The organism is Pseudonocardia cypriaca, assembly GCF_006717045.1.
Taxonomy (GTDB): Bacteria; Actinomycetota; Actinomycetes; order Mycobacteriales; family Pseudonocardiaceae; genus Pseudonocardia; species Pseudonocardia cypriaca.
In genome coordinates this window covers 2,852,237-2,866,364 of the sequence record NZ_VFPH01000002.1, presented here as the reverse complement: position 1 = coordinate 2,866,364, position 14,128 = coordinate 2,852,237, and the positions used below count along the sequence as shown (strand labels likewise).

The following is a 14,128-nucleotide window of genomic DNA, read 5'->3' as shown; positions in this document are numbered from 1 at the left end:
CCATCCTGCCCCCGTCCTGGAATGCTCGCGCGGGTGGCACGGACGTGGGTCGGGACGTCGGGGTGGCGCTACCCGCCCTGGCGCGGCACGTTCTACCCGAAAGGCCTGGCCCAGCGCCGCGAGCTGGAGTACCTCTCGCGGCAGGTGAGCAGCATCGAGATCAACGGGTCGTTCTACTCGCTGCAACGCCCCGAGTCCTACCGGATGTGGGCCGCCGAGACGCCAGACGGCTTCGTGTTCTCGGTGAAGGGCGGGAGGTTCATCACCCACCTCAAGCAGCTGCGCGACGTCGAGGCACCGCTGGCCAACTTCTTCGCCTCCGGGGTGCTGGCGCTCGGCCCGAAGCTCGGACCGGTGCTGTGGCAGCTGCCGCCGCGCATGCGCTTCGACCCCGCGCGGATCGAGCCCTTCCTGCGCATGCTCCCGCGCAGTACCGGAGCCGCCGTCGAGCTCGCGACCAGGCATGACGAGCGGCTCGACGGCCGAGCGCACACCGAAACCGACGCCGACCGGCCACTGCGGCACGCCCTGGAGGTGCGGCACCCGACGTTCTGCCGCGCGGAGTTCGTGGAGCTGCTGCGGGAGCAGGAGGTCGCCCTCGTGGTGGCGGACACGGCGGGCACGTGGCCGCACCTCGAGGACGTGACGGCGGACTTCGTGTACGTCCGGCTGCACGGCGACACCGAACTCTACACGAGCGGCTACACCCCCGATGCGCTGGATGCGTGGGCGGCGAAGATGTTGGCGTGGCGAGCGGGGGAGGCGCCGACGGGGGAGTTCACGGTGGCCGCGCCCGGGCGCTCGGAGCCGGCGGGCCGTGACGTGTTCGTCTACTTCGACAACGACGTCAAGGTGCACGCCCCCTACGACGCGATCGCCCTCGAGGAGCGGCTGCGCGCGGGTTGACGTGCCACGGACGGGGTACGGGGCCGTCGTGGAGGCAGAGGAGCCGACGATCGACCAGGAACGCGCGCGACCGGCCGACGAGCGCCACGAGGAGCTGGCCGGGCGGGTGGCGGAGCTCGCCCGGCGCCACGGGGTGACGGTGGCCGTGGCCGAGTCACTGACCGGCGGCAACATCGCCGTCGCGCTGGCCGCTGCGGAGTCGGCGAGCGAGTGGTTCCGGGGTTCGCTGGTGGCCTACGCCAGCGAGGTCAAGCACGACGTGCTCGACGTGCCGGACGGCCCGGTCGTGAGCCCGGAGGCCGCGGAAGCCATGGCGAGCGGTGTGCGCAGGCTCCTCGCGGCGGACGTCGCCGTGAGTGCGACGGGGGCGGGCGGGCCGGACGCCCAGGACGGCCGGGAGCCGGGCACGGTGTTCGTCGCCGTCGACGACGGCGTGCAACCGCAGGTGCGGCAGCTGGACCTGGACGGCGAACCGCGGGAGGTACTGGTGACGGCGGCAGGCGAGGCACTGGCGCTGCTGGTGGAGCGCCTGGAGGCGCGCAGCTGATCAGGATGGCGCGAGCTGCGCGGCGGTGCTGCGATGCGCGATCAGCATCCGCCTCCCGACCACCATGAGGACACCGGCGAGCAGCATCGCCGCCCCGCTCACCAGCCATGCCACCGGGAACGATGCGTGCGCGGCGATGAAACCGAACGCGATCGGCCCCACGAACCCGCCGCCGTACACGCCGACCTGCACGATCGACGTGGCCGCCGCGGGCGCCTCCGGATTCAGCCGCACCACCGCGAACTGCAGCAGGCCCGGCCACGACCAGCCGAGCCCGAAGGCCAGCACGGTGCCGGTCACGAGCGCGAATGTGCCCGGCACGGCCAGCAGCACGACCCCGGCGGCGCCGAGCACGAGGCTCCCGGCGACGACCGCGATGTGACCGCCCGACCGCCGGTCGGCGAGCCAGCCGTTGACCAGCCGCAGCGTCAGGCCGACGACGCTGCCCATCGTCAGCGTGAGCCCGGCGAGGCCCGCCTCGATGCCGCGGTCGACGGCCGCCGCGACGAGGAAGATCCCGAGCGCGGTCGCGGCACCCGCGCCGAACCCGGCCGCCAGCCCGATGACGCTCAGGGCTGCCGTCGCTCGCTCGCCCCGTGCCGCCGAGGTCCGCTGCCGGCCGTCCGACCCGCGCGGCGTCAGCAGCAACGCGCCGAGGGCGAGCCCGGTCGCGATGAGGTAGGCCCAGCGCCAGCCGATCGTCAGCGCGATCGCCGGCACCGCCGCCCCCGACAGCAGCGTCGCGATCGGGATCGCCGCCTGCTTGACGCCGAAGGAGAGCCCCAGCCGGGAGGTCGGTACGTGCCTGGCGAGCGTGAGGTTCGACGAGAGCTGGCCCAGCACGTTGCACCACGCGCAGCACAGCAGCATGGCGACCAGTGCCGGGTAGGACCGTGCGAACACCGCGATCGCGGACATCGCGCATGCAGTGCCGAGCACTGCGATCCGGCTCGTCGGCCCGGCTCCGTACCGCTCGACCAACCAGCCGCACGGCAGTGACGCCACCGCGCTGATCCCGAAGTACAGGGCGACGACGAGGCCGAGGCCTGCCGGGTCGAACCCCAGCTCAGCGGAGATCTGCACCGTCAGCGCGCCGGTCAGGAAGACCGGCAGCACGGACGCCGTCGTCGTGGTGACGGCGCCGACAGCCGCTCGTACGGGACGAGCCATATGAGCAATGCTAACGGAGATCGGGGACGATGCCCGTCACTCCACCCGCGGCGGCTCGAGGAGCTCCTCGACGTCACGGAGCACCGCGAGCGGATCGGCGCCGTGCTCGACCGCGACCGACACGTGCCCGGCGCGCGTCGGCACCACCAGCTGCTGGAAGTTGCCGTACCCGACGACCAGGTAGCCGAGGCCGCCGCAGTCGATCTCGCCGCGCCGCGTGGCCAGCGTGAGCAGGGTGGGGTTGACCAGCAGCTCCTCGTAGCGGTCGGACTCGGCCTCGGACGCGTCCGCGAGGCCGGCCCGCTCGCGCAACGTCAGCTGCGAGCCGTCCAGCACCGCCACGTACCGCACGGCCTCGTGGCGGGAGAAGAGCCGGTCGGCGATCTCACCCGCGGATGCGGGACTGCTCACCCGACCACTCCTTCTCACGCAGCTCGAACTTCTGGACCTTGCCCGTGGACGTCTTCGGCAGCTGCTCGACCAGCTCGACCACCTTCGGCGCCTTGAACCGCGCGATACGGCCCTTGACGTGCTCGATCAGCTCCTCCGGGGTGGCGGTCTGCCCGTCGGCGAGCACCACGAACGCCTTCGGGCGCTCGCCCCACTGCTCGTCCGGCACGCCGATGACGGCCGCCTCCAGCACCGCGGGGTGGGACACGACGGCCTGCTCGACCTCGATCGTCGAGATGTTCTCCCCGCCGGAGATGATCACGTCCTTGGCGCGGTCGCGCAGCTCGACGTAGCCGTCGGGGTGCAGAACCCCGAGGTCGCCCGAGTGGAACCAGCCGCCCGCGAACGCGGCCTCGGTGGCGACCGGGTCGTCGAAGTAGCCGAGCATCACGTTGTTGCCGCGCATCACGACCTCGCCCATCGTCATGGCGTCGGCGGGGACGTCGTTCATCCGCTCGTCGACCACGCGCACCTTGTCGGCACACACCATCCCGACGCCCTGGCGGGCCTGCTTCGCGGCCCGCTCCTCGGGCGGGAGGTCGTCCCACGCGCGCTGGTACTGGTTCACCGAGTACGGCCCGTAGGTCTCGGTGAGCCCGTAGACGTGCACGATCCGGAAGCCCATCCGCTCGGCGTGCCCGATCGTGGTCGGACTGGGCGGCGCGCCAGCCGTCGTGATCGTGATCGGGCGGTCCAGCTCGGTGGCCTCAGGTGCGCGCAGGATCGCGGTGACGACGGTCGGGGCGCCGTTCAGGTGCGTGACGCCGTGCTCGCGGATCAACCGCCAGACGACGTCACCGCGCACCTCGCGCAGGCACACGTGCGTGCCGCCCACCGCCGTGAGCGCCCACGGGGTGCACCAGCCGTTGCAGTGGAACATCGGCAGCGTCCAGAGGTACACGCTGTCGAACGTGTGCCCCGAGTGCACGACCTCGCCGAAGGAGTTCAGGTACGCGCCGCGGTGCGAGTACTGCACGCCCTTCGGCCGCCCGGTCGTCCCGGAGGTGTAGTTGATCGAGATGCAGCTCGTCTCGTCGGACACCTCCCATGCGAGCGGCTCGTCGTTGCCCCGGGCGAGCAGGTCGTCGTAGGTGACCCCGCTGCCGGTGCCGTCGCCGGACGCGGCCGGGTCGACGATCGTGACGATCTCCTCGACCGTCTTGAGGCGGCGCGAGAGGGGCGCCACCGTCGGGTACAGCGCCGCGTCCACGACCAGCAGCTTCGCGCCGGAATGGTCGAGGATGTAGCGCACCTCCTCCGTGGCGAGCCGCGTGTTGATCGCGACGAGCACCGCGCCCGCGAGCGGCACGGCGAAGTGCGCCACCAGCATCTCGGGGACGTTGGGCAGCAGGTAGGCAACCCGGTCGCCGGGCATGATCCCGGACCCGCGCAGCGCGTGCGCCACCCGGGTGACCTCTGCCGCGAACTCCGCGTAGGTGTGCCGGCGGTCGCCGTAGACGATCGCGGTCTTGTCGGGGAAGACCTCGGCGGAGCGCTGGAGGAACGCCAGCGGCGTGAGTGGGGTGTGCCAGACGGCGGTCATCGGCTCGCCTCCTTGCGCGGGGGTGCCCTGATCCTCGGCGCTGGTGCGCGCCGCGACAACCACCGCCCGGGAGAATGCGAGCCGAACGCCGCTGGTGCCCCGCCCCGGAAGGTCGGCGCGCAGCTGGGCGTCCGGGGCGCCGAGTTACGTGGTGAACCTTCCGGGGTGGGGCACTAGCTATCGTCCTCGACGAGCCTGATCGCCGCCCGCGGGCAGGACACCACGGCCTGCTCCAGCGTCGGCCGCAGCTCCTCGGGCGGGTGCTCGTCGAGGACGTAGAGGAAGTCGTCCTCCCGCACCTCGAAGACCTCAGGGGCGATGCCCATGCAGACGGCGTTGGATTCGCAGAGATCGAAGTCGACGACGACCTTCATCGCCCCATCGTCCACCGCCGCCGCAGGGGCGAACACTCAGGCGACCCTCACCAGCCGGGCGTACGCCACCACGTTGTCCTGGTAGTGGCCACTCCCGCTGTCGAACGCCCCACCGCAGGTGATGAGCCGCAGCTCAGGGCCTGCCGTGTTGCCGTAGACGCGTTCGGTCGGGAACTGCGCCTTGGCGTAGCGCTCCACGAGGTAGGTCTCGAACACGGCGGTCGACCCGTCGGCGCGGGCGACCGTCACCTCCTCGCCCGGCTTCAGCTCGCCCAGCCGCTGGAAGACGCCGGGCGTGCCCTTGTAGTCGACGTGCCCCGCGATGACGGCGGGCCCGGGGGAGCCCGGGGTGGGGGCGAGGGTGAACCAGCCGGCCGTCGTGGCGTCCGGGGGCACCTCGAGGGCGCCGGCCGGGTCGATGCCGAGCCCGAGCAGCTGGCCGGTCTGCACACCGAGCGCGGGGACGGTGAGCGCGACCGGTGCTGTCGGTGAGGCGGCTGCCGGGGGCGCGATGCTCTTCGCCGGCGCGGCCGGGGCCGCCGCCGGAGCGGCGGTCCCGGACGGCGGGGCGCCGCACGCCGCCAGCACGGCGACGGCGGCGCCCACGAGCACAGCCCGCAGGAGCGGTCCGATCACGACAGCGCGGACCCGCCGGTGGCCACCCCGCCGCGCGGGTGCACCGCCACCTGCTGGTCCTCGGTGCCGAAGTGGTCCTCGCACGCGACGCCGTCGTCGTCTGCGTCGAGGCCGTCCTCGTCGTTCGAGCTCTCCTCGAACGCGGCCTGCGCATCGGCCTGCGAGTCGAAGTCGGCGCAGTCCCGGTCGCCGGCGCCGTCCTCGTCCTCGTCCTTGCTCTTGTCCTCGTCCTCGTCCTTGTTCTCGTCCTTGTCCTTGTCTTCGCTCTTCTCGTCGTCGCCGTCCTCGTCGCTGCTGTCGTCGGAGTCGGCGGCGTTCGCGCTGTTCTCGTCCGGCGCGGCGGCCGGCGTGGTCTCGGGCGTGCCCTCGTCGGAGTCCTCGGCGTCCTCGCGCTCGAGGTTCGGGATCGACTCGCACACGCGGTCGAGCCCCTGCAGCTCGGACCGGGCGGCGGTGTCCAGGGCCGCCTCGGCGTCCTGGACCGCCTTGGAGCAGTCCTGGCGGCCGACGCCGTCGGAGGCCAGCGCGGTGCCGGTCATCGCGACGACGAGCGCGCCACTGGCCGCGGCTGCGATCACGGCCAAGCGGGTACGACGGGTAACTGACATGAGAGTTGGGGTCCTCTCGCTGCGATATGGGGGAGCGGCCGGCTTGGGGAGCGTCGGCCTGCACGGTTAGCTCCGCCGCAGCACTATCTGTTACCTCCCGACTACTGATTGCTCCATCTCGCCTCGTGCGTCCCGGCGAACGTCGGCCCCGGCTACTCGCGACGCAGCACCGGGCGGAGGGCGTCGAGCACCTCGACGCTCTCGATCGTCGACGGCACCGGCTCGTCCAGGCCGTCGGCGATGCCACGCATGGTCTTGCGCAGGATCTTGCCGGAGCGGGTCTTGGGCAGAGCCGGCACGACGGCCACCTCCTTGAGGCTCGCCACCGCCCCGACCTGGTCGCGCACCAGCTGCACCAGCTCGGCCCGCAGCTCGCCCTCGTCGCGCTCGACGCCGGCCTTGAGCACGACGAACCCGCGCGGCACCTGCCCCTTCAGCGCGTCGGCCACGCCGATCACGGCGCATTCCGCGACGTCGGGGTGGCTCGCGAGGACCTCCTCCATCCCGCCGGTGGACAGCCGGTGCCCGGCGACGTTGATGACGTCGTCGGTGCGGCCCATGACGTAGAGGTAGCCGTCCTCGTCGAGGTGCCCGCCGTCGCCGGTGAGGTAGTAGCCGTCGAACGCGGACATGTAGGACGCCACGAATCGCTCGTCGTCGTTCCACAGGGTGGGCAGCGAGCCGGGCGGCATCGGCAGCTTCACCACGATCGCGCCGTCGGTGCCCGCCGGCACCGGGTCGCCTGCCGGGTCGAGCACCTGCACGTCCCAGCCCGGCAGCGGCTTCGTCGGCGAGCCCGGCTTGATCGGCAGCAGCTCGATGCCGGCCGGGTTGGCGACGATGGGCCAGCCCGTCTCGGTCTGCCACCAGTGGTCGATCACCGGGATGCCGAGCAGCTCGGACGCCCACCGCTGGGTCTCCGGGTCGAGGCGCTCGCCCGCGAGGTAGAGGTACTGCAGCGACGAGATGTCGTGCTTGCGGGTGAACTCGCCGTCCGGGTCCTCCTTCTTGATCGCGCGGAACGCCGTGGGTGCCGTGAACAGGCTCTTCACGCCGTGCTCCGCAGCGACCCGCCAGAACTGCCCGGCGTCGGGCGTACCGACCGGCTTGCCCTCGTAGAGCACGGTGGTGGCGCCGGCGAGCAGGGGTGCGTAGACGATGTAGGAGTGCCCGACGACCCAGCCGACGTCGGACGCCGTGAAGATCGTGTCGCCCGCGTCAACGGCGTACACGTTGGGCATCGACCAGCGCAGCGCCACCGCGTAGCCGCCACCGTCGCGCACGACGCCCTTCGGCTTCCCCGTGGTGCCGGAGGTGTAGAGGATGTAGAGCGGGTCGGTGGCAGGCACGGGCACGCAGTCGGCAGGGGTGGCGGATGCCACCGCATCGGCCCAGTCGACGTCGTCGGGGCCCATCGCCGCTTCGGCCTGCGGACGCTGCAGGATCACCCGCTTCGCCGGCCGGTGCGTCGCGAGCTCGATCGCCTTGTCCAGCAGCGGCTTGTACTCGATCACCCGCTTGCCCTCGATGCCGCAGGACGCGGAGACCACGACGGACGGCCGCGCGTCGTCGATGCGCACGGCCAGCTCCTTCGGAGCGAACCCGCCGAAGACCACCGAGTGCACGGCGCCGATCCGCGCGCAGGCGAGCATGGCGATCGCCGCTTCTGGCACCATCGGCAGGTAGATCACCACGCGGTCCCCGCGGCCGACGCCGAGGCCTGCGAGCACGCCTGCGAAGCGCGCGACCTCGTCGCGCAGCTCGGCGTAGGTGTACGTGCGCTGGGTGCCCGTGACGGGGGAGTCGTAGATCAGCGCCGCCTGGTCGCCGCGGCCGGCGTCGACGTGCCGGTCGAGCGCGTTGTGGCAGACGTTCAGCTCCCCGTCGGGGAACCACCGGTAGAACGGCGGGCGGGAGGCGTCCAGCGCGCGGGTCGGCGCCACGTGCCAGTCGATCGCCTGCGCCGCACCGAGCCAGAAGCCCTCCGGATCCTCGACGCTCGCGCGGAAGACGTCCTCGTACTCACCCATCCACCGGCCTCCTCGCCCTCGAGTCGCTCGTTCGACACTAGGCGGTGTGAGCAGCGCATCGAAGGCCCGCGCGACGGCTGCGGCCGCGCCACCTGGCCGGGTGGCGAGGAGCGGCGGGACGGGACTCTACGTAGCGTGACCACCCGTTCGGCCGACTACCTGTGGAGTGTTCCCGTCGTTCCACGTTGCGTAGCGAAGCAATCACGGCAGGCGACAGATGGAGGGACGCGGTGATCGGGTTCGGAAGCAGGTGGGGCGCGCGCTGGCTGCCTTCCGCGCTCGCCGTGCTGGTGGCGCTCACCGGCGCGATCGGCCTCGCCGTGGCGACCAACGAGCGGTACCTGCCCGCATCCACGACGGCCGGGGCCTGCCGCCCCACCTGGGTCACCGGCTGGCAGGCCGCCGCGCAGCCCGGCCAGTCCCTGCCCGGCCTGGCCGGCGCCACCGTCCGGATGGTCGTGCGCCCGCAGGTCACCGGCTCCGAGGTGCGGCTGCGCCTCTCCAACCTCTACGGGGACGGCCCGCTCGCGGTCGGCGCCGTCACCGCCGCCCGCTCCGACGGCGCGGCCGGCCTGGTACTCGGGACGACGCGGCCGGTGCCGTTCGGCGGGCAGCAGGCCGTCGTGATCCCCCCGGGCGGCGAGGTCGTGAGCGACGCCGTCCCGCTGGTCGCCGAGGCGGGCAGCCCGCTCGCGGTCAGCCTCTTCCTGCCGGCCGCACCCGGGGTCCTCACCCAGCACTACGCGATGCAGGCCGCGTACCTCTCCGGCCGTGGCGACGCCACCTTCGCGGACGCCGCCGCCTTCGGGCCGCAGACACCCTCCTCGGTGGTGCTCACCGGGATCGACGTGCGGACGCCACGCCCCGTCAACTCCGTGGTCGCCGTCGGCGACTCGATCACCGACGGCATGGGGGCACTGCCCGGGCAGAGCTGGCCGGACGTCCTCGGCGCGCGCCTCGTCGACGCGGGCGGCGAGACCACGATGGCCGTGCTGGGCGCCGGCATCTCCGGGAACCGGCTCCTCGCCGACACCGGGCCGCAGCACGGGGACGTCCCGCTCGCCCGGTTCGACCGCGACGTCACCGCGGCGGGCGGAGCCACCGACGTCGTGCTGAGCATCGGCACCAACGACATCGCGGCCGGACGCAGCGCCGCCGAGATCGCCGCAGGGTTGCAGCAGTTCGCCGAGCGCGCCAGGGCCGCCGGCAAGCGCGTGTTCCTCACGACGGTCACGCCGTCCGAGGCCGGCCCGCACGGCACCCCGGCCGCCGTCGCAACGCGCCAGGAGCTGAACGCGTGGGTGCGCGAGCACGGGACCGCCTACGCCGACGGCGTCCTCGACTTCGCCGCAGCCGTGGCCGACCCAGCCCACCCGACCCGGCTCGCGCCCGAGTTCGACGCCGGTGACGGGCTGCACCTGACCGCAGCGGGCTACCGCGCGATAGCCGCCACGATCGACCCGAAGATGTTCACCGGGAGCCCGTGCCTCGCCGGTGACCCGCCGGCCCGCGTGCTGGTGGTCGACCGCTGACGCCGTCGCGCACCCCAACTGCGCCGATGCGTCTCGTCGGCACGGGGCACGAGCCGGAACGAGGTGCGTGCCGGACGTGCGTCCGCCACCTTCCGGAGGGGTGGTGAGCGGGCGCGGTGTGAGCCGTCGGACGGTGCTCCTCACGGCCCTCGGCGGGGGCACGGCCGCGGTCGCGGGTGCGATCGGGGTGGCCGCGCTCGCCGCGCCACGACCGCCGCGTGCCCCACAGGTGCGCTGGAGTGCGCCCTTCGGAGCAGCCGACGAGCCGGTGGGGGCGTGGGCTGCCGACGACACGACGCTCTACGCGTGTCGCGACGAGGGGGTGGTGCGCGCACTGGACGCCGCGACGGGTGCCGTCCGATGGACTGCCGCGACCAACGCTTGGTACCTGGTCCCGAGCGACCGCCTTCTGGTCTTCGCCCATGCCGAGGCCGTTGGTGCGCTCGATACGACCACGGGGCGCCCCGTGTGGGAGATGCCGCGCGCGAGCTCGGTGAACCACGCGATCGGTGCCGGCCAGGGGACGGTCGTGGCCGTGGCGCAGGAAGGAGCTCCCACCGACCCGCTCGGGTTCCCGATGAAAGTCGTCGCGCTCGACGCCGCGACGGGTGCGCGACTCTGGTCGAGCGAGCAGTACGAGTTCGTGGGGACCCTGCGCGTCGTGGCCGGAGCGGGTGCGGCGTTCTACTGCCAGGACGAGCGGCTCGTCGCGCGGGAGCTGCGAACCGGAGAGGTCCGGTGGACCGCGCCCGTCGTCGGGATGAACGCCGAGGTGCTCGGAGCAGGCGAGGACGTCGTCGTCGTGCGGGACAGCGGTGTGGTCGTGATCGACGCCGCCACCGGCCGCCGGTGCTGGGGCGCGAACTGGCAGGTGTCGTCGGTGGCCTTCGTGGGCGGGTTGCTCGTTGCCCAGACCATCGTGGGCACCAGCAGGGCCAGGCTCTCCGCCGTCCACGGCGTCGATCCACTCACCGGAACCCTGGCCTGGACGGTGCCCCCGTCCGGTGAGCCCGCCTCCACCGCGGTCAGCACCGACGAATGCGTCTACCTGTCGGTCAGCGGCGGGCCCATGTGCGCGTACGCCACCGCCACCGGTGAATTGCTCTGGAGCCGCGACGGCGGCACACCGGTCGCAGCACGTGGCCGCGACGTCTACCTACTCGCCGGCGGCGAGCTGCAAGCCATCACCAGCCCCTGATCACGCGCCCGCGGGATGCTGGAGCCCGGGGCGCGGCGGCTCAGCGGCGGCCCAGCCGCGGCAGGAAACGGCGCTTCGGCTGCTCGTCGTCCTCGACGATCGGCAGCGGACCGGTGGGGGTGTCCTCCCGGTCGAGCCGGTCGACCACCCACTCCACCGCCAGCGCGCCGGGCGAGACACCCCGGTCGGCGGCGATCCGCCGCAACTGCTCGATCCGCAGCGCCGGCAACCGGAGCTGGAACACCTGCGCGGACCCGAACCGTCCCGTCAGCTCCGTGGCGTGCTCCTCACCCGCGCCGCTCAGCGCGGCCAGGTAGGAGTCGAGCTCGCGGTCCGGCTCCTCCTGCGGCTCCGGGCCCTTGCGCGGAGGCGCGGGCGCCCGATGGCGGGAGCGAGGCCGATCGGATGGCGGCATGACAGGCAGCCTACGCGCGAGTAGATGTGCGCAGCGTGATCCGCTGTCCGCACCCTCACCCGGGAAGAGGGGTGCGTCGGACGCCCCCCGTTAGGTAACGTGCCGGTCACGGCCACGGGGGTGGCTGCGGGGCGTTCCGATCCGGGGTGGGGTACCCGGGACGGGTGAAGGCAACCGGTTTCCGGTGGACGGAGCGGTCCGCAGGAGGTGCGCCCCCGCACGGTCGAAGAGAGCTGGCGACCGCACGGGGAGGCGTCGAATGACCATCGGTAGCGCACACACGGATCTCGAAGGGAGCCGGCTCACATCGAGCGGCTCGATCCCCAACCAGCGCACTGCGGCCGACGCGTACCGCGTGTCCGAGGAGCAGCTGCACCGGGCACGGATGGTCGTGGCCCGCAACTCGGCCGACTCCGAGGACCTCCGTCAGCTCCTCGACATGCTCGGGCTGATCTCGGCCAACCCCGACCTCCCACCACCCGTCACCCGCTGAGCACCCACCGCCCGGAGCGGCTCCCACCTGCATCGGAGCCGCTCCACGGCGGAGGTGCACCCCCCCGGGTTCTGCGCCGCGACGGGCCTGTCCTATGCTTGTCCCGCTCCCAACGGATAGCCGTTGCGGGTGGGGACCTCGGTCCAAGCCCCCATCGTCTAGCGGCCTAGGACTCCGCCCTTTCAAGGCGGCAGCGCGGGTTCGAATCCCGTTGGGGGTACGGTTCCACCGGAGTACAACTGAACAAGCAAGGCCCAGTGGCGCAGTTGGTTAGCGCGTCGCCCTGTCACGGCGAAGGTCGCGGGTTCGAGTCCCGTCTGGGTCGCTTCACACCCGGTGTCAACCACCGGTCTCGGCCAGGTAGCTCAGTTGGTACGAGCGACCGCCTGAAAAGCGGTAGGTCGGCGGTTCGACCCCGCCCCTGGCCACCACCTCTGTGGCTCCGCATGCTCCGCCTCACTTCGTTCGGCTCGCCTTTGCGAGGTGGTGGCGTTTCTTCTGGGGGTCAAACCCCCAGACCCCCACCCCGGAGGGGCTCCGCCCCCCGGACCCCCCGCCGCTGGGACCGTTGCTTCGCTCGGTCCCGTTGAGTAGCTCCGGACCATTGCTTCGAGTGTTTCCGTTGCGTAGCTGCCTCGGTGCTCGTGTGGGTTCCGGTCTCGTGGCCTCGGCTGCTCCGCCTTCACTTCGTTCGGCTCGCCTCGGCGAGGCGCCTGCGGGGATGCGCGAGTTCGCCGTCGTCCACCTGGAGCCTCGGTAGTCTCCGGGTGTGGGCCTCGTCTCTCGGCGCGAAGAGTCCGAGCTGGGCGTGTGGACGGAGCTCACCTGGCGGCATTGCTCGCTCGCCGGGCTTGTCGAGTGCGTGTGGCTGTTCGACGGCATGCTCGGGCGGCGGCGGGAGCGGCACTACCCGACGGGCGAGCTCGACCTGATCGTGCAGCTGGACGCGCCGTTCCGCATCGTCGAGGGCCAGCCGGCGGCCGCGTGTCCGCCGGCCAGTCTCTCCGGGCTCATCGTGGCTCCACTCGTGATCGAGACTCCCGCCGCGAGGTCTCGCGTGCTCGGGGTGCGCCTTCGCCCGGCCGGCGCTCTCGCCCTCTTCGGCGTTCCGCAGCACGAGCTGACGGGGGCCACCCTGGATCTGCAGGACCTGATCGGCAGCGAGTCGCGTCGCCTCGCCGAGCGCCTCGACGAGGCGGGTTCCGACGAAGCGCGCCTACTGCTCCTCGCGCGGTGGATCGCGGGACGGCTCGCAGAACACCCCAGCACCGATCCGCGCGTCGCCTACGCCGTGTCGGAGATCGAGCGAGCCGGCGGGAAGGTGTCCATCGCCGACCTCCTCACGCGGATCGGCACCTCCCCGAAACGCTTCACAGGCTTGTTCGAGGAGCAGGTCGGCGTGAAGCCGAAGCTCTTCGCCCGCATCGTCCGGTTCCGCGGGCTGGCGGCGGCGCTCCGTGCCGGTGCCGGCTCCTTCAGCCAGCTGGCGCTCGCGCACGGCTACTACGACCAGTCGCACATGAACGCGGACTTCAGGGAGTTCGCGGGCATGTCGCCCGGTCGGTTCCTGGCCGCCACGTCGTATCCGGAGTCCACGACCTTGGCCGACTGAGCGGCGGCGGTTTTTTCCAAGACCCGACCCGTGGGTGCTCCTACCGTGCAGGCGTCCACCTCCACTGTGGACCGAGTCGAGAGGAACACCGTCGAATGCCTGAGTCGAACCTCGCGAGTGTCGTGGGAGTGCTACCCGTCACCGACCACGCGAAGGCCGTGGAGTGGTACCAGCAGTGGATCGGGCGTGCCCCCGACGTCGAGCCGATGGAAGGCATCGCCGAGTGGCAGCTGGTCGAGAACGCCTGGATCCAGGTGACCGTCGATCCCGAGTCAGCAGGCCGCTCCACGGTTGTCGTCGGCGTCAAGGACATCGACGTCCAGCGCTCTGCGTGCGCAGCTGCCGAGGTCGCCGTGGGCGACGTCAACGACTACGGGTTCGTCAAGACCGCGGAAGCGGTCGATCCGGCGGGCAACAAGATCCTGTTCGTGCAGGAGTCCCAGGAGGCCTAGTAGCGGTGCGGCAGGCGGCGGCGCTCGGGAGCGTCAGCCGCCGGCGGTTCGTCCCTTCGCTTCGCCCGCGAAGTCGGTGACCGGCGTCACACGATCCGGGGTCGTTCTTGGACCTCGGTTAATCTTGCCTAAGTGCGTCGGTGTTCGCCGCCTGCCCGTTCT

The 14,128-nt window shown here is 72.2% G+C and carries 15 protein-coding genes and 3 tRNA genes; 10 read left to right on the top strand and 8 right to left on the bottom strand.

Annotated elements, in window-relative coordinates:
• The first annotated feature begins 21 nt into the window (after positions 1-21).
• Together FB388_RS31405 and FB388_RS31400 are read left to right on the top strand one after the other, a co-directional pair.
• Positions 22-906 carry a DUF72 domain-containing protein gene (locus FB388_RS31405; protein ID WP_142105885.1) on the top strand — a complete coding sequence of 295 codons (885 nt, stop codon included), beginning with the start codon at positions 22-24 and terminating at the stop codon, positions 904-906.
• A gap of 28 nt (positions 907-934) precedes the next feature.
• Positions 935-1,453: a CinA family protein gene (locus FB388_RS31400; protein WP_246122556.1), complete on the top strand. Its 519-nt coding sequence runs from the start codon at positions 935-937 to the stop codon at positions 1,451-1,453.
• On the opposite strand, the gene FB388_RS31395 is transcribed toward FB388_RS31400, so the two are convergent.
• The 7 genes from FB388_RS31395 to FB388_RS31365 all read right to left on the bottom strand — a co-directional run bounded on the left by FB388_RS31395 (position 1,454) and on the right by FB388_RS31365 (position 8,264).
• Positions 1,454-2,623, bottom strand: a complete 1,170-nt coding sequence (locus FB388_RS31395; protein ID WP_142105883.1) for an MFS transporter — start codon at positions 2,621-2,623, stop codon at positions 1,454-1,456.
• Positions 2,624-2,659: 36 nt separating this feature from the next.
• Positions 2,660-3,034: a hypothetical protein gene (locus FB388_RS31390; RefSeq protein WP_142105881.1), complete on the bottom strand. Its 375-nt coding sequence runs from the start codon at positions 3,032-3,034 to the stop codon at positions 2,660-2,662.
• Entirely contained in the window at positions 3,009-4,616 is a 1,608-nt protein-coding gene (locus tag FB388_RS31385; RefSeq protein WP_142105879.1) for an acyl--CoA ligase family protein, read from the bottom strand. The genes FB388_RS31390 and FB388_RS31385 overlap by 26 nt, the downstream gene beginning before the upstream one ends.
• 173 nt (positions 4,617-4,789) lie before the next feature.
• Positions 4,790-4,990 carry a ferredoxin gene (locus FB388_RS31380; protein ID WP_142105877.1) on the bottom strand — a complete coding sequence of 67 codons (201 nt, stop codon included), beginning with the start codon at positions 4,988-4,990 and terminating at the stop codon, positions 4,790-4,792.
• A gap of 36 nt (positions 4,991-5,026) precedes the next feature.
• Positions 5,027-5,626 carry a class F sortase gene (locus FB388_RS31375; protein WP_142105875.1) on the bottom strand — a complete coding sequence of 200 codons (600 nt, stop codon included), beginning with the start codon at positions 5,624-5,626 and terminating at the stop codon, positions 5,027-5,029.
• Entirely contained in the window at positions 5,623-6,204 is a 582-nt protein-coding gene (locus FB388_RS39700) for a hypothetical protein (protein ID WP_170225903.1), read from the bottom strand. The genes FB388_RS31375 and FB388_RS39700 overlap by 4 nt, the downstream gene beginning before the upstream one ends.
• Before the next feature lie 182 nt (positions 6,205-6,386).
• Positions 6,387-8,264: a propionyl-CoA synthetase gene (locus FB388_RS31365; protein ID WP_142105871.1), complete on the bottom strand. Its 1,878-nt coding sequence runs from the start codon at positions 8,262-8,264 to the stop codon at positions 6,387-6,389.
• A 230-nt stretch (positions 8,265-8,494) separates the two neighbouring features.
• Between FB388_RS31365 and FB388_RS31360 the strand changes: the two genes are divergently transcribed.
• The gene (locus FB388_RS31360) at positions 8,495-9,796 is read left to right on the top strand and encodes a GDSL-type esterase/lipase family protein (protein WP_142105869.1); all 1,302 of its coding nucleotides are present in this window, start codon (positions 8,495-8,497) and stop codon (positions 9,794-9,796) included.
• A 118-nt stretch (positions 9,797-9,914) separates the two neighbouring features.
• Complete coding sequence (locus tag FB388_RS31355) at positions 9,915-10,994, top strand: outer membrane protein assembly factor BamB family protein (protein WP_170225902.1); 1,080 nt, start codon at positions 9,915-9,917, stop codon at positions 10,992-10,994.
• A gap of 40 nt (positions 10,995-11,034) precedes the next feature.
• On the opposite strand, the gene FB388_RS31350 is transcribed toward FB388_RS31355, so the two are convergent.
• A complete protein-coding gene (locus FB388_RS31350; protein ID WP_211362296.1) occupies positions 11,035-11,409 on the bottom strand; it encodes a hypothetical protein in 375 nt (124 codons plus the stop codon).
• Positions 11,410-11,668: 259 nt separating this feature from the next.
• On the opposite strand from FB388_RS31350, the gene FB388_RS31345 reads away from it, so the two are divergent.
• The 6 genes from FB388_RS31345 (at position 11,669) to FB388_RS31320 (ending at position 13,966) form a co-directional block, all read left to right on the top strand.
• Positions 11,669-11,902, top strand: coding sequence for a hypothetical protein (locus FB388_RS31345; RefSeq protein WP_142105863.1), 234 nt, complete (start codon positions 11,669-11,671; stop codon positions 11,900-11,902).
• A gap of 147 nt (positions 11,903-12,049) precedes the next feature.
• Positions 12,050-12,122: transfer RNA gene (locus FB388_RS31340), tRNA-Glu, on the top strand.
• A gap of 31 nt (positions 12,123-12,153) precedes the next feature.
• Positions 12,154-12,227 (top strand) — tRNA-Asp (locus FB388_RS31335).
• A gap of 29 nt (positions 12,228-12,256) precedes the next feature.
• Positions 12,257-12,333 (top strand) — tRNA-Phe (locus FB388_RS31330).
• A 338-nt stretch (positions 12,334-12,671) separates the two neighbouring features.
• Complete coding sequence (locus FB388_RS31325; RefSeq protein ID WP_142105861.1) at positions 12,672-13,514, top strand: helix-turn-helix domain-containing protein; 843 nt, start codon at positions 12,672-12,674, stop codon at positions 13,512-13,514.
• 122 nt (positions 13,515-13,636) lie between these two features.
• Positions 13,637-13,966: a VOC family protein gene (locus tag FB388_RS31320; protein ID WP_246122554.1), complete on the top strand. Its 330-nt coding sequence runs from the start codon at positions 13,637-13,639 to the stop codon at positions 13,964-13,966.
• Positions 13,967-14,128: the final 162 nt, after the last annotated feature.

Excerpts from the sequence above, each read along its gene's own strand:
- FB388_RS31405 (WP_142105885.1), top strand. The coding sequence starts at position 22 with ATGCTCGCGCGGGTGGCACGGACGTGGGTCGGGACGTCGGGGTGGCGC.
- FB388_RS31395 (WP_142105883.1), bottom strand. The coding sequence starts at position 2,623 with ATGGCTCGTCCCGTACGAGCGGCTGTCGGCGCCGTCACCACGACGACG.
- FB388_RS31385 (WP_142105879.1), bottom strand. The coding sequence starts at position 4,616 with ATGACCGCCGTCTGGCACACCCCACTCACGCCGCTGGCGTTCCTCCAG.
- FB388_RS31380 (WP_142105877.1), bottom strand. The coding sequence starts at position 4,990 with ATGAAGGTCGTCGTCGACTTCGATCTCTGCGAATCCAACGCCGTCTGC.
- FB388_RS31365 (WP_142105871.1), bottom strand. The coding sequence starts at position 8,264 with ATGGGTGAGTACGAGGACGTCTTCCGCGCGAGCGTCGAGGATCCGGAG.
- FB388_RS31350 (WP_211362296.1), bottom strand. The coding sequence starts at position 11,409 with ATGCCGCCATCCGATCGGCCTCGCTCCCGCCATCGGGCGCCCGCGCCT.
- FB388_RS31345 (WP_142105863.1), top strand. The coding sequence starts at position 11,669 with ATGACCATCGGTAGCGCACACACGGATCTCGAAGGGAGCCGGCTCACA.